Below are 21,213 nucleotides of genomic sequence, written 5' to 3'. Positions count from 1 at the left end.
AAAATGTGATAAATTATAGAGGTTATGATAAACTTTCGGAGGTTGAAAGATGGAAGCAACATTACCAAATTGCCCTAAATGTGATTCAGAATATACTTACGAGGATGGACAACTTTATATTTGTCCAATGTGTAATCATGAATGGTCTATAAACGACGAAGATGCATCAAAGGAAGAAAACACAGTTATTAAAGATGTAAATGGTGTTGAATTAAATGATGGAGATACTGTAACGGTCATTAAAGATTTAAAAGTAAAAGGATCATCTAATTCTATTAAACAAGGCACTAAAGTTAAAGGTATCAAATTAGTGGACCCAGAAGATGGTCACGACATTGATTGTAAAATACCTGGCTTTGGACAAATCGGATTGAAGTCATCAGTTGTAAAAAAAGTGAATAAGTAAGTAAGAAAGAGTCTGAAACATGAAAATTGTTGCAGGCTCTTAATTTTTAGAAAGTATGTTGATATAAATATTAGCTAAGTACTTATTATTTTTTGTTAAAAATAATTAATTGATTATTTTAAGTTTTTGAAATATTAATTCGTTATATACATCAAATGTTTTTTATGGTAAATATGTAATAGAGATTACGTTTCCAACAAATATATAAGGGGAGAAAAATATGAAGGCTTATATGCAAAAATTTGCACAGTCTCTAATGCTACCTATTTCGATTTTACCGGTAGCTGGGTTACTTTTAGGTATCGCATCTTTTATTGATTCAGGTGCAATTAACGGGGAAGGAAATAGCGTTGCAAACTTTTTAGCAAATGGTGGTTTAGCAGTTATTAATAATTTACCAATACTCTTTGCAGTAGGTTTAGCATTCGGTATGTCTAAAGATAAAAATGGTGCAGCAGCACTTAGTGGACTTGTATCATTTTTAGTGGTTACACAAGTATTAAAGCCAGAAGCAATGGCGAAAGTATTGCATGTTGCTGAGGATAAAGTTGATATCGCATTTACGGGTATTAGTAATGTATTTATCGGGATTATTTGTGGTTTAGTTACAGCAGCAATTTACAATAGATTTAAAGATACGAAATTACCAACAGCGTTTGCTTTCTTTAGTGGTAAACGTCTTGTGCCGATATTATCAGCAGCGGCAATGTTAGTCATTTCTATCGCACTTATGTTTATTTGGCCGCCAGTATATAACGGCTTAGTGTCATTTGGTGAAATGATTTCTAAACTTGGACCTCTTGGTGCCGGGTTATATGGATTCTTTAACCGTTTATTATTACCATTTGGATTGCATCACGCATTAAACCAAGTATTCTGGTTTGATATTGCGGGTATTAATGATATTGCAAACTTCTGGTCTAGTAAAGGTGAAGCGGGTATAACAGGTCGTTACCAAGCAGGATTATTCCCAATTATGATGTTTGGTTTGCCAGCTGCAGCATTAGCGATTTGGAAAAATGCTGAGAAGCGTAATAGAAAAGTAGTAGGTTCTTTAATGGTTACAGCAGCGATTGCTTCCTTTGTAACAGGGATCACAGAACCATTAGAATTCTCATTCTTAGTAGCAGCACCAATGTTATTTGGTATTCACGCGTTATTAACAGGTATTTCATTATTTATTGCAGCAACATTCCATTGGACTGCAGGATTTACATTTAGCGCAGGATTAATAGATTATTTATTAAGTCTAAGTATTCCGATTGCGAATAAACCATTAATGTTACTTGTACTTGGTTTGATTATGGGTGTCGTATACTTCGTCGTATTTGATTTTGCGATTCGTACATTTAATCTTAAGACACCAGGTCGAGATGGTTTAATGGAAGAAGCGGCAAAGCAAGATCCTAGTCTTGAAGAAGATGAAGCAGGTACTTTAACAAACAATAGTGGTGTGAAAGTATCTAATAAGACAAAGCTTATATATGAAGCAATTGGTGGTAATGATAATATAGAAGTTATCGATCACTGTGCAACAAGACTACGACTAACTTTAAAAGATACAAGTGTTGTTGATCAAGAAAAAATCAAACAATCTGGCGCATTAGGAAACAAAGTGATTAGTGATAAAAATATCCAAATTATTATTGGAACTGATGTACAATTTACAGCAGATGAACTCATGCAAATGCAACAAAATCAAGGTCAGTAATTGAATATATCAATAGTTAAACAGTAGACATTCATTTTATAATTTGAAAGCCTACTGTTTTTTTATCTTTAATTTTATTTATAATAATAACATTTTTGAACAAATATGAACAAAAAATAATGGTAAATGTGTGATTTTTTACTTTTATAGTAGTAATATGAAACTATTGAATGATAAAGGGGGACGATTCAATGGGTATAAAAAAAGCGATTTTGTTAGGTGCAGGTGATCGAGGGGGAAGAGTTTATGCGAATTTGATAAAGTCTTTGCCTCATAAAATTAAATTAATTGGGGTAGCGGAACCTGTTAAAGAAAGAAGAGAGCGCATAAGTAGTCATCATAGTTTAGATGAACAATATGTACAAGCGTCTTGGAAAGCATTATTGGACATGAAGCCAGAAGCTGATATAGCAATCATATGTACACAAGATAAAGCGCATTTTGAACCAACAATGAAAGCATTAGATTTAGGATATCACGTGTTGCTTGAAAAACCGATGTCTCCTACTCCTAAAGAGTGTATTAAAATGGTAGAAAAAGCGAAAGAAATGGATAGAACATTAACGATTTGTCACGTATTAAGATATACACCATTCTGGAGTAGGATAAAATCTATCGTTCAAAACGGAGATATTGGTCAGATTGCATCTATTCAACTTAATGAAAATGTAGAATATATGCATATGTCACATAGTTTTGTAAGAGGTAATTGGAAAAGTAAAGAACAATCAAGTCCAATGATATTAGCTAAATCTTGCCATGACATGGATATTATCAGTTATATCATGGATCAAGATTGTAAAAGAATCAATTCCTTTGGTTCATTGATGTATTTTAATGAAGCAAACAAACCAGAAGGCGCACCATTAAGATGTCTAGACGGATGCCCAGTAGAAAATGAATGTCCATTTCATGCTGGAAGGTATTATTTAGGTATCGGTAGAGGATGGGCGATGAAATTTACAGAAGAAAATTCTAACGAAGCGATCATAGAAAGATTGAATCATACGGATTATGGGAAATGCGTCTTCCAATCAGATAATGACGTTGTCGATCATCAAGTTGTGAATATGGAATTTGAAAATGGTGCAACAGCAACATTTAGTATGAGCGCATTTACAAGAGAACAAACAAGAATTGTTCAAATAATGGGAACAAAAGGTGAAATTAGAGGGAATATGGAAACAAATGAAATAAGCATTTTTGACTTTTTAACAAGAGAAGAAAAAATTGTCAAATTCCCAGAAGTGAGCAGTGGACATGGAGGAGGAGACGAAGGTATTATGAGAGATTTTATAGATGCAATTAATAGCTCAGATCAAAATGAATCTAAATCCATAGCAAGTAAATCCTTAATCAGTCACTTAATGGCATTTGCAGCAGAAGAATCAAGACTGAACCACGGCCAATCCATAAATATAGACGAATTCTATAATGAAATAGCCTTAACTTCATAATATAAGATAAATAAAGACGTGATACCGCTAGAAAATAGCAGTATCACGTCTTTTTTGTGCGTGAAAATAGCGCTAACGCTCAAGAGTCGCAAACAAGATCGTTAGAAATTCTAACGTCCAAGAAAGCGAAACAAGATCGTTAGCGCACGAATCAACGCATGTTAAATTTATTAACTAAAATAATACCCTAATATCATTTTCATCGCAGAATTGTTGTATTTCTTGTGGGAGTATTTTATTAGTAATTATTTTGTCTACGTCACTTAGATTGCAGTATGTTAGTAATGTTGAATGTCCTATCTTACTATTATCAGCTAACACATATGTTTGCCGTGCTTTTTTTGTTATAAGTTGTTTGATTAAGTTTTCTTCCATCTCTGAGTTAGATAGACCATTTGGAATATTGACACCAGTAGCTGCCATAAAGCATTTATTAATATTAAATTTATTCAATAAAATATTAGAATCTATACCTATAAATGATCGAGTACGTGGTTTGTATTTCTCGCCAATTATAAATAAAGTTACATTTTCAAATTGTGAAGCTTTATTCATGATATCAAGACTGTTTGTAATAATTGTAAATGATAATTTTTTGTCGACATAATCTAATACATGTATTGTTGTTGTTCCTGTATCAATATAAATAATGTCGTTAGTTTCGATATGTGCAGCAGCTAATTTTCCAATGTGTTTTTTTGATTGATAATTCTCCACATTCCTTTTTTGGTAATCAACTGCTTTATATTCATCTTCGATAACTTCAATGCCACCATAAACTTTTTTAACTACATTCATATCTACTAAAAGATTGATATCACGCCTTATTGTATTTACAGATACATTAAATATATCCTTCAATTCATCAATTGAAGCCGTTTTGTTTTTTTTTATGAAAGATTCTATTTCATAAATTCGTTTAGATTTCATATACGATTCCCCCATTTCTTACAATATACCCAAAATTTACTTATATAACAACTATAAAAAATATAAGTTACTCAAAAGTTGACATATTATACTCGTTATTATAATATTATCTCAATAAGTAACCAATAGTTAATCAATATATACTCATTTTTTAAAAGATTATGAAAGCGGTTACTTTAATATTTATAACTGGAGGATATGTAAATGGTAGAAATCTTAAAGAATTACGTTAACGGACAATGGCAAGCGTCAAAAAGTAAGGAAACAATAGATGTATACAATCCAGCTACTAAAGAAGTGATTGCTAAAGTACCTGTTTCAACAAGAGAAGAATTAGATGAAGCGGCAAAAATTGCACATGAAGCGTTTCAAGAATGGAAAGAAGTTGCTGTGCCTAAACGTGCTCGACTTTTATTCAAACTTCAACAATTATTAACAGACAATAGAGAAGTATTAGCTGAAATTATTACGAAAGAAAATGGTAAGAATACGACAGAAGCTTTAGGAGAAGTACAAAGAGGTATTGAGAATGTTGAATTTGCTGCAGGGACACCATCTTTAATGATGGGTGACTCACTTTCAAGTATCGCAACAAATATAGAAGGAACAAGCTATAGATACCCAGTAGGTGTTGTAGGTGGTATCACACCATTTAACTTCCCAATGATGGTGCCTTGTTGGATGTTCCCAATGGCAATCTCATTAGGTAATACATTTGTGATTAAACCTTCTGAAAAGACACCATTACTTGTTAATAAACTTGCAGAGTTAATTGAAGAAGCAGGTTTCCCAAAAGGTGTATTCAATGTTGTACATGGTGCACATGATGTTGTGAATGGTATTTGTGAAAATGAACATATAAAAGCTGTATCATTCGTTGGTTCTAAACCAGTAGGTGAATATGTTTATAAAAAAGCAACTGAAAACTTAAAACGTGCGCAATGTTTAACAGGTGCTAAAAACCATACAATCATTTTAAATGATGCGAACATTGATGGCGCAGTTAAAGATGTAATTGGTGCAGCATTTGGATCAGCAGGTGAACGTTGTATGGCAGCAGCAGTAGTAGCTGTTCAAGAAGGTGTTTATGACGAATTTAAAGAAAAACTTGTACAAGCTTCTAAAGATATCGTTATCGGTAATGGATTAGAAGATAATGTTTTCTTAGGTCCAGTTATTAGAGAAGAAAATGTTGAACGTACATTAAATTACGTTGATCAAGGTGTCGAAGAAGGTGCCAAACTTGTATTAGATGGTAGAGAAGACAACAACAAAGATGGTTTCTTCGTAAAACCGACTATTTTCGAAGATGTTACAACTGATATGAAACTATGGCAAGATGAAATATTCGCACCGGTGTTATCACTTGTTAAAGTAAAAGATTTAAAAGAAGGCATTCAATTAGCGAATCAATCTGAATTTGCGAACGGTGCATGTTTATTTACAGACAGTGCATCATCCATTAGATACTTCAGAGAGTATATTGATGCAGGTATGTTAGGTATTAATTTAGGTGTACCAGCACCAATGGCAATCTTCCCATTCTCTGGATGGAAATCATCATTCTATGGTTCATTACATGCGAACGGTAAAGATAGTATTGATTTCTATACACACCGTAAGGTCGTAACTGCTAGACATGGTAATCCACAATTTTAAGGAGTGAAAAATAGAGATGGCTCGATTATTAAATAAACCTGTACATCATCCATTAAGTGATGATGTACAAGTGATACATGATTTGAAACCTGAAGATATTGATTTAGCTTATATCGGATTTAAAGTGCTAGACATAAAATCACAAGGTACTTACACAGAATCAACGGGTGATTTTGAACTATGTATTGTCGCTTTAACTGGCAACATCGATGTGTCAGATGGAGAAAGTTCTTATGAAGATTTAGGAACAAGAGAATCTGTATTTGAAAAAATACCAACAGACAGTATATATATTTCTAAAAATCATGAAGTGACAATTAAAGCGAATAAAGATTCAAGAGTTGTGCTTTGTTATTCGCCAGCAGATGAAGAAAGAGCAACACAATTAATCCCAGCATCTGAGAACTCAGTAGAAGATAGAGGTAAATATTCAAATAAACGACATGTTCATAATATTTTACCTGATACACATACAGCGAGTGAAAAATTACTTGTCGTTGAAGTGTATACAGATCAAGGTAATTGGTCGAGCTATCCACCACATAAACATGACGTTGATAACTTACCAAATGAATCATTACTTGAAGAAACTTACTATCATGAAATGAATCCGAGTAAAGGTTTCGTCTTTCAACGTGTGTTTACAGACGACCTTTCAATAGATGAAACGATGACAGTAGAGAATAGTGATGTTGTTGTAGTGCCTAAAGGCTATCATCCAGTAGCTGTACCTGATGGTTACGATGGTTATTATTTAAATGTTATGGCAGGACCTAAAAAAGTTTGGAAATTTTATAACCAACCAGATCATGAATGGATTATTGATAGAGAATAAGGGGTGTACGTGAATGTCTAATAAAAAACAAATTATAGCAATAGGTCGTGCTGCAATAGATTTGAACTCAATAGAAATTAATAGACCAATGGAAGAAACAGAATCATTTCGCAAATATGTTGGTGGCTCACCAGCTAATATCATGATTGGTACGGCAAAGTTAGGATTAGATGTGGGTATGATTGCTAATGTATCAGATGATCAACATGGAAGATTTATTACGAATTACTTTGAAGAAGTAGGCGTTGATACGTCTCAAATACATGTAGATGAAGATGGACATAAAATCGGTTTAACGTTTACAGAAATTAAAAGTCCGAGTGAATCAAGCATATTAATGTATAGAGAAGAAGTAGCAGATCTATATTTAGCGCCTGAACATGTAGATGAATCATATGTTAAAAATTCAGAATATTTGCTTATTTCAGGAACAGCATTAGCTAAATCTCCATCAAGAGAGGCAGTATTAAAAGCACTGTTACTAGCAAAAAAACATAATGTACAAGTAATCTTTGAGCTCGATTATAGACCGTATAGTTGGACAGACGAAGAAGAAACATCTATTTACTATGAGTTAGTCGCTGAACAAGCTGATGTCGTCATTGGAACACGTGATGAATTTGATATGGTCGAAAGATATAAAGCATTATCAGACAAAGAAATTAGTGAACTATTATTTAAAGCTAATCCACATTTAGTTGTCATTAAACACGGTGTGCAAGGTTCAAATGCATTTGATAAAGAAGGAAACACTTATGAAGGTAAAGCATTTAAAGCGAATGTCGTTAAAACATTTGGTGCAGGAGATTCATATGCAGCCGCATTTATTTATGCATTAGTTAAAGGTAAATCAGTTGAAGAAGCATTGAAATATGGTGCAGCTTCAGCAGCGATTGTTGTAAGTAGTCATAGTTCATCTGAAGCGATGCCTACAGTTGATAAAATAGAGAATTTAATTAAAGAACAATCTTAAGGTGGTATTAAACATGGTTAATACAGTGAAGTTAACAACTGGAGAAGCAATTGTTAGATTTTTGACTAAACAATATATTTCTATTGATGGAAAAGAGACAAGATTTGTTGAAGGTGTCATGAATATTTTTGGTCATGGTAATGTGCTTGGTTTAGGAGAAGGTCTATCAAATTATCAGAATGAATTAAAAATAATCCAAGGTAAAAATGAACAAGGTATGGCGCATACAGCGATTGGCTTTAGTAAACAAAGTTTACGAAAAAAAGTATTTGCAGTGACAACATCTGTCGGTCCAGGTGCTGCTAACCTTGTAACGGCTGCAGGTACAGCGGCAGCAAATCATATACCAGTATTATTACTACCAGGAGATACATTTGCGACTCGTCAACCAGATCCAGTATTACAACAGATTGAAAATCCTCAAAGTATTGGTATTACTACAAATGATGCGTTAAAACCAATTTCGAGATATTTTGATCGCATAACAAGACCTGAGCAAATCATGTCAGCCTTAATTCGTGCATTTGAGGTCATGACAAATCCTCAAACAGCGGGTCCTGTGACATTAGCATTGAGTCAAGATGTTCAAGGAGAGTCATATGATTTCCCAGAATCGTTTTTTGAAAAGCGTGTACATTATGTTGATAGACTTCAACCTTCGAACAGATCAATAGATGTAGCAGTCGAACTATTGAAGACAGCTAAAAAACCACTATTAATTGTTGGTGGTGGTGCTAAGTATTCGGTAGCTCAAGATTCTATAAAATCATTTATAGAAAAAACGAATATTCCTATTGCAGAAACTCAAGCAGGTAAATCGACAATAGAAGCCTCTCATCCACTGAATCTTGGTGGTCTTGGCGTTACAGGAAATTTAGCAGCCAATTTATATGCAAAAGAAGCTGATGTCATTATTGGTATTGGAACAAGATATTCAGACTTTACAACAAGCTCAAAGACAGTAGCAAACTTTGATAATGCGAAATTTATAAACATTAATGTTAATAGAGTTGATGCTTATAAATTAGATGCGATACAAGTAGTTGGAGACGCAAAAATATCAATTAGTTTATTGGATAAAGCATTAAGTGAATGTCAATTTAATACATTAGATCAAGTAAAAAATTTAAAGAATCGATGGTCTGAAGAAAGAGAAAGATTATCTCATGTAGATATTAATAAAAATGATTTTGAAGCTGAAATATCAGGTCATTTTAGTAAAGAAAAACTTAATCAATATATTGAAGCATTAGAAACGGAATTACCTCAGACAAATGCAGTGATTAAAGTTAATGAAACAATTGATGATGAAGCGATTATTGTAGCTGCAGCGGGTTCATTGCCAGGAGACTTAGAAAGATTGTGGGAGACCGACATATTTAATACTTACAATATGGAATATGGTTATTCTACGATGGGTTACGAAATTGCAGCTGCACTTGGTGCGAAAATAGCAAACCCCGAAAAAGAAGTATATGCATTAGTTGGTGATGGAAGTTTCTTAATGTTGCACACTGAATTGCTAACAGCGTTGCAATATAACTATAAAATCAACATTGTATTATTTGATAACAGTGGATTTGGTTGTATCAATAATTTACAGATGGGTAATGGTAGTGAAAGTTTCTGTACTGAATTTAATGATTATAACGGTGAAGTCATGAATGTAGATTATAAGAAAATTGCAGAAGGATATGGTGCAGTTTCTTACAAAGTTAATAGTCTTCAAGCGTTAGAAGATGCAATTAAAGATGCTAAAAAAGAAACAAAATCAACATTAATAGAAATAAAAACTTTACCTAAAACGATGACTGACGGATATGAATCTTTCTGGAATGTTGGTGTATCCGAACATAGTGAAAAACCAGATATAAAAACATCTTATCAAGAAAAGGTTCAAGCTTTGAAAAAAGCAAAACAATATTAAAGAGGAGATTCATAACATGGCAAAAATAAAAATTGGTCAAGTTGGTTTAGGTAGATTAGGAAAAGTGCATGCAGAAAACATTGTTAACCATGTAAAGGGTGCAGAATTATTCGCTGTTGCAAGTGTTGTTGAGCAAGAATTAGCATATGCCAAAGAAGAATTAGGAGTAAAAAATTGTTATACATCCTATTCAGAGATGATAGAAAACGATGAGCTTGATGCAGTTGTAATTGTTTCACCGAGTGGATTTCATGCAGTTCAAATTTCACAAGCATTAGATAAAGGTTTACATGTCTTTTCAGAAAAACCTATTGGACTTGAGTTAGACAATATTAAACAAGTTGTTGAAAAAATAAATAGTTACTCAGACAAAGTATTTCAATTAGGCTTTATGCGTAGATTTGATGATTCTTATCAATTTGCTAAAAAAGTTGTTCAGAATGGTGAATTGGGCAAAATTACAGCAATGAGATGTTATGGAATTGATCCTAGTGCAGGCTTAGATAGCTTTATTCAATTTGCAAAGAATAGTGCAAGTGGGGGCATATTTTTAGATATGTCTATTCATGATATTGATCTTGTACGTTGGTTTACTGATTCAGAATTTAAAACTGTTTATTCACTTGGTAATAACATAGCAGCACCTGAATTAACCGAATGTGAAGAATTGGAAACAGGTGCATGTCTGGCAGAATTAGAAGATGGCACAATTGCATATTTATTAGCTGGAAGAAATGCTCAACATGGATATCATGTTGAAACAGAAATTATAGGAACTGAAGGAATGATAAGAATCGGAAATGCACCTGAGAAAAACTTAGTTACAGTTTATGACAAAAATGGTGTTGTTAGACCGACTTCAGGTCATTTTCCTGAACGCTTTAAATTAGCATTTATTAATGAAATTAATGCATTTATAGAATCTATCAATAATAATGTTCCTTCATCAATAACAGGTATTGATGGATTAAAAAGTACAGAAGTTGCAATTGCAATGCAAGAATCGTATGAGAAGAAAACAATCATTACGTTATGAGGTGAAGTAAATGACTAAAAATATTCGATACGCATGTGCACCGATAGCTTGGACAAATGATGATTTGCCAGAACTAGGGCGTGAAAATTCATTTGAACAATGTATTAGTGAAATGGCACTCTCTGGGTATGAAGGTACAGAAATAGGTAACAAGTACCCGAAAGATCCTGAAGTCTTGAAATCATATTTGGAACCAAGAGGATTATCTGTCGCAAGTGCATGGTTGAGTTTATATTTAACTTCGGAACCATATGAAGTAACAGAAGAAGCGTTTATAAAACATAGAGATTTTTTATATGAATTAGGCGCAAAAGTTATTGTTGTTTCAGAACAAGGCAATAGTATTCAAGGGGATTTAACGAAAGCATTATTTAAAGAAAAACCTATATTTACAGAACAAGAATGGCAATTATTAGTAGATGGTTTAGAGAAGTTAGGGCAATTAGCACACGAAAAAGATATGGAAATCGTATACCACCATCACATGGGTACAGGTGTACAAACGACAAAAGAAATAGACGAGTTAATGGAAAGAACAAACAAAGATAATGTTTCTCTCTTATTTGATACAGGACACCTTGTCCTTTCAGGCGAAGACCCGATTGACATATTTAAAAGACATGAAGGTAGGATAAAACATATTCACTTTAAAGATGTTAGACAAGATGTAAAAGAAGCAGTAGATAAAGAATGTAGTTGCTTCTTGGATGGTGTGAAAAAAGGTATGTTCACAGTACCTGGAGACGGTGTAATAGATTTTAAACCTATCTTAGATTTAATTTATAAATCTGATTACAGTGGATGGATTGTAGTTGAAGCTGAACAAGATCCAGCGATTGCAAATCCATTTATATATGCTAAAAAAGCAAAAGAGTATATTGCACAATATCAATAAAATTTAAAACAAAATGGTATAGGAGTTAAGGGCTCCTAAAGGGAGAGAATTATCATGAGTATGTTTGCAGCAATTTCATTTATTTTAGTTGTTATATGTGTAGGTGTATATGCTTACTTACGGAGTAGAAAAATCGATACTCAAAATTCCGACGGTTTCTTTATGGGTGGTAGAAGTTTAACTGGTTTTACAATTGCTTCTACAATTATCATGACCAATTTATCTACTGAACAAATAGTTGGTCAAAATGGTCAAAGTTTCGTTGCAGGTATGGAAGTTATGGCATGGGAAGTAACCTCATCAGTAGCTATTGTTATATTAGCACTTGTCTTTTTACCTAGATATTTTAGGTATGGTGTTGATACAATATCAGATTTTATTGAAATGAGATTTGATACATTCACGAAACGACTCGTATCTTTATTATTCATATTTACTTATGTAGTTTCATTCTTACCAGTTGTATTATATTCTGGTGCACTTGTATTTAATAAAATTTTCAACGTAAGTGAAATGTTAAATATAAGTGATATGACTGCAGTTATTTTAATATCAACAGTCATAGGTCTTGTAGGAATTATATATTTGTTCATAGGCGGGTTATCTTTAAGTGCACATAGTGATTCTATCTATGGTGTCGGTTTAATTGTAGGTGGACTTGCTATACCCACATTAGGTCTCATTATTTTCGGAGATGGAAGCTTCTTACATGGATTTGATAAAGTCGTTCAGAACACGCCAGAAAAGCTTAATTCACTAGGTGCAATTGATTCTAAAATAGTACCATGGCCAACGTTATTCTTTGGTATGTTCTTCAATAATTTATTCTTCTGGTGTACTAACCAAATGATTGTTCAAAAAGCACTTGCTGGTAAAAATTTAAAAGAAGCACAAAAAGGTGCTATGTATGTTGGTACATTTAAAATTTTTGGTGCTTTATTCTTAGTATTTCCAGGTGTGTTGGCATTCAATATGTTAGGAGATAAAGTTACAAATCCTGATAATGCTTATCCAATGCTTGTTAATGAAGTATTACCAGAATGGGCATATGGTTTATTTGGAGCAGTTATTTTTGGTGCTATTCTAAGTTCATTTGTTGGATCTTTAAATAGTACAGCAACATTGTTCTCACTGGACTTTTATAAATCAATTATCAATAAAGAAGCAAGCAATAAACAAGTATCTAGAATTGGTAGATTGGTAACAGTATTAGTAGGTGTAATTGTTGTAATAATTGCACCAATGATTTCATTGTTCCCACAAGGTTTATATGCAGTTGTACAAGAGTTTAATGGTATTTATAATATGCCACTTTTAGTACTTGTACTTGTAGGATTTTTTGTTAAACGTACATCACAGCTTGGCGCTAAAGTGATGTTTATTTTACACATTTTATTGTATGCGCTTTCAAAAGTATTAATTACAGAAATACATTTCTTATATGTATTAAGTGTACTATTCTTTGTAGATTTACTTATAGTAATGTTATTCAATAAATGGAAACCATCTGATGAGTTTGATTTCAGTGTAAATTACGCAAAAGTAGATATCACACCTTGGAAACATAGATATTTAGTAGGTGGTATTATCGTACTTGTAGTTATAGGCACTTACGTATTATTCTCACCACTTGGATTAGCATAGGAGGAAGAAAGATATGACACTAACATTTGGCGTAATTGGAGCAGGTAGAATTGGCCAATTACATATAAACTATTTAAGAACACATAAAGATGTAAAGATTAAGTGGATTTCAGACTTATATTGCGACAAGATGGAAGATTGGATTAAAAAAGCAGGAATAGAAAATAAAACTAAGGACCATATGGATATTATTAATGATCCTGAGGTAGATGTAGTAGTAATATGTTCACCTACCGATACGCATGTAGATATCATTAAAGAAGCTTGTGCAAAAGGAAAGCATATCTTCTGCGAGAAACCGATTAGTTTATCTATTGATGAAGCGAAAATTGCATTAGAAGCGGTAAAAGAAGCAAATGTGAAACTGCAAATGGGCTTTAATAGACGCTTTGATAAAAACTTCAAAGAATTGAGAAATATTTTAAATAAAGGTGAACTCGGTAATATTCAAACTTTAAGGATTACTTCAAGAGACCCAGAGCCACCACCAGTAGAATATATTAAACGTTCAGGTGGACTTTTCATGGATATGATGATTCATGACTTTGATATGGCAAGATATTTAATGCAATCTGAAATAACAGAAGTGTATGCAACTGGTGGAGCGCTGGTAAATCCAGACATTGCTCAATATGATGATATCGATACAGCACTTGTAACCCTTAAATTTGAAAATGGCTCAATGGCCATGATTGAAAACTGTAGAAGAAGTGTATATGGATATGATCAACGAGTTGAAGTATTGGGTGATAAAGGTGCAATTGATGTAGGTAATGAACAAACGACAACATTAAATTATCATCGAGCTGAAGGAATATCTAAAGACAATCCGCCATATTTCTTCTTAGAACGTTATAGTGACGCTTATAAAGTAGAAATGGATGGATTTATTGAAGCTATCTTAAATGACACTGATGTAATTTGCTCAATAGAAGACGGCTATAAAGCTCAAGAAATTGCTGTGAAATGTAAAGAGTCCCTACTTTCGAATGAACCTAAGTCATTAGTAAATAAACAATCAAAGACACTTTAAAAAAGGAAGGTGGAACGTTATAGAATGAATACATTTATACACAAAGCAAAGATAGAACATTATGCTATTCCACAAATTAATATTAACGGATTAATATGGATTGAATGTATTTTAAAAGTTGCTGAGAAAACACGTTCCCCCATTATTTTAGGAACGACAGATAAAATTATAGACTTTTTAGGTGGGTATGATTTTATCTGTAAAACAATCAGAAATAAAATAGAGTCAATGAATATAACAGTACCAGTAATTATACATCTAGATCACGGTTTAACTGTTGAAGGATGTAAGAAAGCAGTAGATGCTGGTTATGATTCAGTTATGTTTGATGGGTCTAAATTACCAATTGAAGAAAATATAGAACTTACCAAACAAGTAGTAGATTATGCACATAAAAATAATGTGATTGTAGAAGGTGAAGTTGGAGCAATTGGTGGAAACGAAGACGGTGTCATAGGACAAGTACAATATGCGAAGTTAGATGATTGTATAAACTTAGCACAAAAAGCACATATAGACACATTGGCACCAGCACTCGGGTCAGTACACGGTAAATATAAAGGTGAACCTAATTTAGGATTTGAAGAAATGAAAGAAATTCAAGAAACGATTGATATACCTTTAGTATTACACGGTGCATCAGGTATATCAGACGAAGATTTAGTAAAAGCCATAAAATTAGGTCACGCAAAAATTAATTTTAATACCGAAATTAATATTGCGTGGAGTAATGAACTTAGAGAAGTATTAACTAATGATACGAGTTTATTTAATCCACAGCAAATCTTGAACCCAAGTAAAAAAGCAATCGAACAAACTGTCGAATCAATTATTTATAAATGCCAATCCAACGGCAAAGCATAGTTAATAAAATACAATATTAGTAAGAAGCTAGGACGTGAATAATCAATCGTCCTAGCTTTTTGTAATTTAAAAGATTGAGATGAGAGATGTGCACTTGCTTCTAACGCTCAAGAGTCGAAAACAAGATCGTTAGCGCCCCAAAATCCAACTTAAATCCCAACCAAAACATTTTTACCTCATTCTACATATTGATTATATTTTTAATAATGAGTGCTGCGACGAATAAGATGATGATACTTGATACTCTATTCAATATGATGATAAATTTACCTGATTTATCAAACATACCAACTTGCTTACCGGCTATAGCGAGACCGAAGAACCAGAACCAAGAGATAAAGATTGTTGCTACTGTAAATCCGACTTTTTCGTACCCTGAATATAGTGATGCACTTGTACCGATAACACCGACTGTATCCATAATGGCGTGTGGATTCAGTAATGATACAGATAGTGCAAAGCTGATTTGTTTTTTAGCTGATATTGCTAAGTCTGAACCATTGCTTGATGATTTTTCGTTCCATAACGTCCAAGCCATATACAATAGAAAAATTAATCCGACGATATATATGATTAATTGCAGTGATGGATAGTGATTTAAGATAAGTGATACGCCAAACACTGCAAGTAATATAAGTAATGTGTCACATAGACTAGCTGTAATAACAACGGGTAAAGCTTTATTTAAGCTTTTATGATTTGCGCCTTGATTAAAAACAAATATATTTTGAGCACCTAATGGTAAAATTAAACCGAGTGCTAATAAAAGACCGTGGATGACTGCTTGAAACATTTGATTTAACCTCCTTTTTGTATAGTATAAAAGAAATAAGCTACAATGAAATCATCCAGAATTAAATTTATGCCCAACCAGATTGGAGTTACATTTATGGAAAAACCTATCTACCAAAAAATTATAGATGATATGTTAAGAGATATTAATAATGGTCATTTAGAAGTTGGTATGAAAATACCTTCGCAAAGAGCTTTAACGCAAAAGTATGGTGTGAATAGATCAACAATTGTACATGTCATTGATATTTTGAAAAGTTATGGCGTGCTTGAAAGTAAGGAAAGAAAAGGGATATACGTTTCGAAAAATAAATGGAATGAGTATGTGAGTAATAATTTAAATTGGCAAGATTATATAGGGAATAGTATTAACCAGAACAACCAATATTATATTAGAGAAATTAATAGATGCGAATTTATACCTGATATGGTGAGATTAGGGACGGGCGAACTTTCGCCAAAATTAATACCTAATGATGCATTTCATGAAATTATTTCTAAAGATTTAAGCCGTCAATTGACTTCAAATTATGAAGCACCTAAAGGAAATATTCAGTTGAGACAACAAGTTAAAGAACTTGTTAAAAAAAGAGGTATTGAGTGTAGTGTAGAAGAAATTTGTATCACTTCTGGTGCGTTACAAGGTTTGAAGTTGATAGCTGATGGATTATTAATCCCCAAATCCAAAATTATCGTTGAAACACCTTCTTATATTAATTCAATTAGAACTTGGCACAAAATCCATTCCAAAATGATACCTTTATCAATTGATTATATAAGGAATAATATTCATGCGATTTTTAAAGAAGATGAAGATTACAGTAATAGCATATTTTATTGTAATCCTACTTTGCATAATCCTACATCACACACATATACATTGAAAGAGAAGGAGCAAATTCTTGAACAATGTAAAGCGAAGGGTATTCCTGTTGTGGAAGATGATATTTATAGTGAGCTGTGGTTTGAAGGTCCGATTCCTAAATCTATGAAAGAGCTTGATACAAGTCATAATGTGCTGTATTTAGGAAGTCTATCTAAAACAGTTAGTCCGGGTCTCAGAATAGGCTGGTTAATTGGTAACGAACGAGTCATTAATCATTTAGCAGACTTAAAAATGCAAAATGACTATGGTGCAAGTTCGATTTCTCAATTTATAGCTACTAAATGGTTGGCACATTACCATGAAACGCATATTGGAGAAATTAAACGCAATTTAAAAAGGCGCAAAGATATGATGGAAGATGCTTTAACAGAATCTTTCTCAGATATTGGTAGATGGTCTAAAGTAGAAGGGTCTTTCTATATTTGGTTCAGATTTAATGAAAGTATTGATTTAAAAAGGTTATTCAAACTTGCTTTAGAGGAAGGGTTGCTCATTCATCCAGGGGAGATATATTCAGAAAAAGAAAAGCATAGTTTAAGATTTTCTTATTCATATATTGATGAACATGATATAAAGGAAAGTATTTATAAATTAAGAACGATTATCGATAGAGAAAACTTGTTAAATAAAAGAAAATCCTCGAACTCTTAATATGAGTGCGAGGATTGATTTTATTATTTGTTCACAATATAGCTCGGTGTATCACCTTGTAGTTTCTTAATCGTATTATTTGCGACGATTCTTGCCATTTCATCACGTGCTTCAAATGTAGCATTTCCGATGTGCGGTGTTATCACGACATTATCCATTGTTTTAAGTGCATCTGTAATTTCTGGTTCAAATTCAAATACATCTAATGCAGCACCTTCGATTGTTTTAGATTGTAAAGCTTCAACTAAAGCTTGTTCATCTACAATAGGTCCGCGAGATGCGTTAATAATATATGCAGTATCTTTCATTTTTTCAAAATTTTCTTTATTGAATAAATGATGTAAATCATCAGAATAGGCAGCATTAATTGTAATGAAATCTGCTTGTTCTAACATCTCATCAAGACTGACATAAGTAGCCCCTAATGAAGCTTCTTGTTCTGGCTTTCTATGTGGTCCGGTATATAGGATGTTCATGTCGAAACCTTTGGCACGTCTAGCAACAGCAGAACCTATTTCACCAAGTCCAACTATGCCGATAGTCTTACCGGAGACTTCCCTACCTCTAAAGAATAATGGTGCCCAACCGTTGAATCCTGTTGTTCTACAAAGCTGGTCGCCTTCAGCAATTCTTCTAGATACGGCAAGTAATATGCCAATCGTTAAATCTGCTGTAGCATTTGTCGATGCTTTCGGTGTATTTGTAACATCAATCCCTTTTTCTCTAGCATATTTAACATCAATGTTATTGAAACCAGCACCATAATTTGCAATGATTTTTAAGTTTGGTGCTTGATCAATAATTTCTTTATCGATATTTGTAGATAGTGGACTAATAATCGCATCTACATCTGTTACTTTTTGAAGTAAAGTATCTTTCGTAATTAATTGATCCCCTTCAAAGACTTCTACTTCAAAATGTTCTTGTAACATTTCTAATCCTTCTGTTGGAATTTCTCCAGTTATGAATACTTTATTCATGATGTAACCTCCTATAAAACTTTTAATCGTTTATATGATAATTATACCCTAATGAGCAAGTTTCCATTCACTGAATTTACGTACGATGACTTCAAAAGCAATGTGATACGGTAAGAAGCTGGAATAAGAAGTTTGGTTAAATAGTTCTATCGGTGAACTATTAACGTATATATTGTAGCTTGCATTCTGAGCTAAATAGTTATCTTTCAATGTTGTAATAGAAATATAACTAATATTTCGTGTATGCATAATCTCGACGTTCTCTCTTAAGTGTGATGTTTCGCCTGATAATGAAATGATGAAAATTAAATCGTCTTTATTCATTTGATTCATAGCGATTTTAAGTTCATTCTCGTCGTTAATAACCATTACTCTTTTATTGATAGAAAGAAAGTGTCGTTGAGCATCACGGGCGACGTTTAGTTGAGCGACACCTGTACCATATATGTAGATGTAAGGCGCTTGATTGATTTGTTCACTTATATAGTCATAGTCGATCATTTTTAAATGTTTCATAGTTTGTTGTAAATCTTGCTCTAAACTTTCAATGATATCTGTCGATGGGTTAGATGTTTGTCTATTTAATTTAATGTATGCTTTAAAATCACTATAACCATCAAAGCCAAGTTTACGAGCGAGTCGGTGAATAGAAGAAATTGAAGTGTGTGATATATCGGCTATTTCTTGTATTTTTAATCGATGAATCAAGTGAATATTTTGATTAATCATTTGTATGATATGTATATCATTGTCATTAAGTTGTTGATAATGTTCATTAATCAGTTTATCCAAAATCATTATAATCCTCCATTCGAAGTGAAAAAATTTTCATGTTATGAAAATATAATCTAAGTTTACTATGTGATTTCTATTTACGTCAAACCTATTGGCAAATGTAAGCGCTTCCTATATTGTGAAGATAAATTGATGAGGAAAAGGGGTTAAAATATGAATGCAATTAAACGATTTGGTAGTGCTATGATTGTTCCGGTATTACTATTTGCATTTTTCGGTATTGTTGTAGGATTTGCAACATTATTTAAAAATCCAAATATTATGGGTTCAATAGCTGAAGATGGCACAATGTGGTTTAAAATTTGGAGTTTAATTGAAGCGGGTGGTTGGACAATATTCAACCATATGGAACTAGCGTTTGTGATTGGACTTCCAATCTCACTTGCTAAAAAAGCTCAAGGTAGAGCAACACTAGCAGCTTTAATGATTTATTTAGTATTTAACAATTTTATTAATGCAATTTTAACCCTTTGGCCAAAGACGTTCGGAGTAGATTTATCAAAGGGTGTTGAAAATTTAACGGGCGTAAAAGAAATAGCTGGTATTCCAACATTAGACACAAGTATCATTGGTGCAATCTTCATATCAGCAATCGTTATTTGGATACATAATCGTTTCTATGATAAGAAATTACCTGAAATGGTCGGGATTTTCCAAGGTCTACCATACGTTGTTATCATTGGATTCTTTGTTATGATCCCAATCGCTTTTATCGTATGTGCGGTATGGCCAACAGTACAAGCAGGTATCGGTTCATTACAAGGTGTCATGTTGAAATCAGGATTTGTAGGAGTTTGGCTATTCCACTTCTTAGAAAGAATATTGATTCCTACAGGATTACATCATTTCATATACACACCATTTGAATATGGACCTGCAGCGGTCAATGGTGGATTGAAACCTTATTGGATTCAACACTTAACAGAATTCTCTAATTCTGCTAAATCTCTTAAAGACCTTTATCCATATGGATTCTTGTTACAAGGTAACATTAAAATATTTGGTTGTTTAGGTATTGCGTTAGCGATGTACGCTTCAACACCAAAAGAGAACAAGAAAAAGGTATTAGCATTAGTATTACCAGCAGGATTAACAGCAATTTTCGCAGGTATTACAGAACCATTAGAATTTACATTCTTATTTATCGCACCTTACTTATTCTTAATTCATGCATTATTAGGTGCAACAATGGTTACAATTATGTACCTATTTGGAGTAGTAGGTATTCAAGGTGGTGGCGCGATAGAAATCGCGGCAATAAACTGGATTCCATTATTCTCTAATCACGGTATGACTTACGTTGCACAATTTATCATTGGTATCATCTTTGTTGTGATTTACTTCTTTGTATTTAAGTTTATTATTGAGAAGTTTAATGTACCATTACCTGGACGTGTAGCTGATGATGGCGATGCTAAGCTTTATACGAAACAAGATTATAAGTCTAAGAAAGCAAGTGCTGATACACAAATGGATGACAATGCATCAGAATATGATACGAAAGCTATTTATTTCTTAGAAGGATTAGGTGGTAAAGACAATATTAAAGACGTTACAAATTGTGCGACACGATTAAGAGTAACGGTTAAAGATCCAAGTTTAGTGAAAGATAACGACTATTTCACACATAATCAAATGGCACATGGTGTAGCGAAAAGTGGTACAAATGTTCAAGTAATTGTGGGACTTAGTGTACCTCAAGTAAGAGATTCATTTGAAACGATGATATAAAAATATGG

18 protein-coding genes are annotated in these 21,213 nt (G+C 32.9%); 14 read left to right on the top strand and 4 right to left on the bottom strand.

Annotated features, from left to right (window positions below; genetic code table 11):
* Positions 1–49 precede the first annotated feature (49 nt).
* The 3 genes from LQ675_RS04650 to LQ675_RS04640 all read left to right on the top strand — a co-directional run bounded on the left by LQ675_RS04650 (position 50) and on the right by LQ675_RS04640 (position 3,574).
* Positions 50–406: a zinc ribbon domain-containing protein YjdM gene (locus LQ675_RS04650; protein WP_119649534.1), complete on the top strand. Its 357-nt coding sequence runs from the start codon at positions 50–52 to the stop codon at positions 404–406.
* A 220-nt stretch (positions 407–626) separates the two neighbouring features.
* Positions 627–2,117, top strand: a complete 1,491-nt coding sequence (gene nagE, locus LQ675_RS04645; RefSeq protein WP_239726568.1) for an N-acetylglucosamine-specific PTS transporter subunit IIBC — start codon at positions 627–629, stop codon at positions 2,115–2,117.
* Positions 2,118–2,308: 191 nt separating this feature from the next.
* The gene (locus LQ675_RS04640; RefSeq protein WP_075577659.1) at positions 2,309–3,574 is read left to right on the top strand and encodes a Gfo/Idh/MocA family protein; all 1,266 of its coding nucleotides are present in this window, start codon (positions 2,309–2,311) and stop codon (positions 3,572–3,574) included.
* Between the two features lie 174 nt (positions 3,575–3,748).
* On the opposite strand, the gene LQ675_RS04635 is transcribed toward LQ675_RS04640, so the two are convergent.
* Positions 3,749–4,504, bottom strand: coding sequence for a DeoR/GlpR family DNA-binding transcription regulator (locus LQ675_RS04635; protein ID WP_048541599.1), 756 nt, complete (start codon positions 4,502–4,504; stop codon positions 3,749–3,751).
* Positions 4,505–4,708: 204 nt separating this feature from the next.
* Between LQ675_RS04635 and LQ675_RS04630 the strand changes: the two genes are divergently transcribed.
* The 9 genes from LQ675_RS04630 to fba are packed head-to-tail and all read left to right on the top strand — an operon-like array spanning position 4,709 to position 15,370.
* Entirely contained in the window at positions 4,709–6,163 is a 1,455-nt protein-coding gene (locus tag LQ675_RS04630; protein WP_048541601.1) for a CoA-acylating methylmalonate-semialdehyde dehydrogenase, read from the top strand.
* A 16-nt stretch (positions 6,164–6,179) separates the two neighbouring features.
* A complete protein-coding gene (iolB, locus tag LQ675_RS04625; RefSeq protein ID WP_048541603.1) occupies positions 6,180–6,998 on the top strand; it encodes a 5-deoxy-glucuronate isomerase in 819 nt (272 codons plus the stop codon).
* Between the two features lie 13 nt (positions 6,999–7,011).
* On the top strand, positions 7,012–7,971 hold the full coding sequence (iolC, locus tag LQ675_RS04620) for a 5-dehydro-2-deoxygluconokinase (RefSeq protein WP_075577661.1): 960 nt from the start codon (positions 7,012–7,014) through the stop codon (positions 7,969–7,971).
* Positions 7,972–7,984: 13 nt separating this feature from the next.
* Positions 7,985–9,898 carry a 3D-(3,5/4)-trihydroxycyclohexane-1,2-dione acylhydrolase (decyclizing) gene (iolD, locus tag LQ675_RS04615; RefSeq protein ID WP_152291860.1) on the top strand — a complete coding sequence of 638 codons (1,914 nt, stop codon included), beginning with the start codon at positions 7,985–7,987 and terminating at the stop codon, positions 9,896–9,898.
* A 16-nt stretch (positions 9,899–9,914) separates the two neighbouring features.
* Positions 9,915–10,934 (top strand): Gfo/Idh/MocA family protein, encoded by a 1,020-nt coding sequence (locus LQ675_RS04610; RefSeq protein ID WP_075577663.1) that lies wholly within the window; start codon positions 9,915–9,917, stop codon positions 10,932–10,934.
* 10 nt (positions 10,935–10,944) lie between these two features.
* A complete protein-coding gene (gene iolE / locus LQ675_RS04605) occupies positions 10,945–11,829 on the top strand; it encodes a myo-inosose-2 dehydratase (RefSeq protein ID WP_048541612.1) in 885 nt (294 codons plus the stop codon).
* Between the two features lie 54 nt (positions 11,830–11,883).
* On the top strand, positions 11,884–13,473 hold the full coding sequence (locus LQ675_RS04600; protein ID WP_048541613.1) for a solute:sodium symporter family transporter: 1,590 nt from the start codon (positions 11,884–11,886) through the stop codon (positions 13,471–13,473).
* A gap of 13 nt (positions 13,474–13,486) precedes the next feature.
* On the top strand, positions 13,487–14,506 hold the full coding sequence (iolG, locus tag LQ675_RS04595) for an inositol 2-dehydrogenase (protein WP_048541614.1): 1,020 nt from the start codon (positions 13,487–13,489) through the stop codon (positions 14,504–14,506).
* A gap of 24 nt (positions 14,507–14,530) precedes the next feature.
* A complete protein-coding gene (fba, locus tag LQ675_RS04590; protein WP_152291857.1) occupies positions 14,531–15,370 on the top strand; it encodes a class II fructose-1,6-bisphosphate aldolase in 840 nt (279 codons plus the stop codon).
* A gap of 181 nt (positions 15,371–15,551) precedes the next feature.
* Here the strand turns inward: fba and LQ675_RS04585 are convergent, their stop codons facing one another.
* Positions 15,552–16,163 carry a LysE/ArgO family amino acid transporter gene (locus LQ675_RS04585; RefSeq protein ID WP_107602131.1) on the bottom strand — a complete coding sequence of 204 codons (612 nt, stop codon included), beginning with the start codon at positions 16,161–16,163 and terminating at the stop codon, positions 15,552–15,554.
* Positions 16,164–16,259: 96 nt separating this feature from the next.
* Here LQ675_RS04585 and LQ675_RS04580 point away from each other — a divergent pair, with 96 nt between their 5' ends.
* The gene (locus LQ675_RS04580) at positions 16,260–17,699 is read left to right on the top strand and encodes an aminotransferase-like domain-containing protein (RefSeq protein ID WP_239372238.1); all 1,440 of its coding nucleotides are present in this window, start codon (positions 16,260–16,262) and stop codon (positions 17,697–17,699) included.
* 23 nt (positions 17,700–17,722) lie between these two features.
* Here LQ675_RS04580 and LQ675_RS04575 read toward each other — a convergent pair whose 3' ends face one another.
* Entirely contained in the window at positions 17,723–18,679 is a 957-nt protein-coding gene (locus LQ675_RS04575) for a 2-hydroxyacid dehydrogenase family protein (RefSeq protein WP_152291855.1), read from the bottom strand.
* A gap of 48 nt (positions 18,680–18,727) precedes the next feature.
* Complete coding sequence (locus tag LQ675_RS04570) at positions 18,728–19,477, bottom strand: MurR/RpiR family transcriptional regulator (RefSeq protein WP_048541622.1); 750 nt, start codon at positions 19,475–19,477, stop codon at positions 18,728–18,730.
* Between the two features lie 150 nt (positions 19,478–19,627).
* Here LQ675_RS04570 and LQ675_RS04565 point away from each other — a divergent pair, with 150 nt between their 5' ends.
* A complete protein-coding gene (locus LQ675_RS04565; RefSeq protein ID WP_048541624.1) occupies positions 19,628–21,205 on the top strand; it encodes an alpha-glucoside-specific PTS transporter subunit IIBC in 1,578 nt (525 codons plus the stop codon).
* Positions 21,206–21,213: the final 8 nt, after the last annotated feature.

The organism is Mammaliicoccus sp. D-M19, from assembly GCF_022386695.1.
Classification (GTDB): Bacteria; Bacillota; Bacilli; order Staphylococcales; family Staphylococcaceae; genus Mammaliicoccus; species Mammaliicoccus sciuri.
The sequence above is the reverse complement of the archived record's forward strand: the minus strand, read 5'-3'. Positions and strand labels throughout refer to the sequence as shown.

Bases quoted from the DNA above. Each gene is read 5' to 3' on its own strand.
- LQ675_RS04650 (WP_119649534.1), top strand. From the start codon at position 50: ATGGAAGCAACATTACCAAATTGCCCTAAATGTGATTCAGAATATACT.
- nagE (WP_239726568.1), top strand. From the start codon at position 627: ATGAAGGCTTATATGCAAAAATTTGCACAGTCTCTAATGCTACCTATT.
- LQ675_RS04640 (WP_075577659.1), top strand. From the start codon at position 2,309: ATGGGTATAAAAAAAGCGATTTTGTTAGGTGCAGGTGATCGAGGGGGA.
- LQ675_RS04635 (WP_048541599.1), bottom strand. From the start codon at position 4,504: ATGAAATCTAAACGAATTTATGAAATAGAATCTTTCATAAAAAAAAAC.
- LQ675_RS04630 (WP_048541601.1), top strand. From the start codon at position 4,709: ATGGTAGAAATCTTAAAGAATTACGTTAACGGACAATGGCAAGCGTCA.
- iolB (WP_048541603.1), top strand. From the start codon at position 6,180: ATGGCTCGATTATTAAATAAACCTGTACATCATCCATTAAGTGATGAT.
- iolC (WP_075577661.1), top strand. From the start codon at position 7,012: ATGTCTAATAAAAAACAAATTATAGCAATAGGTCGTGCTGCAATAGAT.
- iolD (WP_152291860.1), top strand. From the start codon at position 7,985: ATGGTTAATACAGTGAAGTTAACAACTGGAGAAGCAATTGTTAGATTT.
- LQ675_RS04610 (WP_075577663.1), top strand. From the start codon at position 9,915: ATGGCAAAAATAAAAATTGGTCAAGTTGGTTTAGGTAGATTAGGAAAA.
- iolE (WP_048541612.1), top strand. From the start codon at position 10,945: ATGACTAAAAATATTCGATACGCATGTGCACCGATAGCTTGGACAAAT.
- LQ675_RS04600 (WP_048541613.1), top strand. From the start codon at position 11,884: ATGAGTATGTTTGCAGCAATTTCATTTATTTTAGTTGTTATATGTGTA.
- iolG (WP_048541614.1), top strand. From the start codon at position 13,487: ATGACACTAACATTTGGCGTAATTGGAGCAGGTAGAATTGGCCAATTA.
- fba (WP_152291857.1), top strand. From the start codon at position 14,531: ATGAATACATTTATACACAAAGCAAAGATAGAACATTATGCTATTCCA.
- LQ675_RS04585 (WP_107602131.1), bottom strand. From the start codon at position 16,163: ATGTTTCAAGCAGTCATCCACGGTCTTTTATTAGCACTCGGTTTAATT.
- LQ675_RS04580 (WP_239372238.1), top strand. From the start codon at position 16,260: ATGGAAAAACCTATCTACCAAAAAATTATAGATGATATGTTAAGAGAT.
- LQ675_RS04575 (WP_152291855.1), bottom strand. From the start codon at position 18,679: ATGAATAAAGTATTCATAACTGGAGAAATTCCAACAGAAGGATTAGAA.
- LQ675_RS04570 (WP_048541622.1), bottom strand. From the start codon at position 19,477: ATGATTTTGGATAAACTGATTAATGAACATTATCAACAACTTAATGAC.
- LQ675_RS04565 (WP_048541624.1), top strand. From the start codon at position 19,628: ATGAATGCAATTAAACGATTTGGTAGTGCTATGATTGTTCCGGTATTA.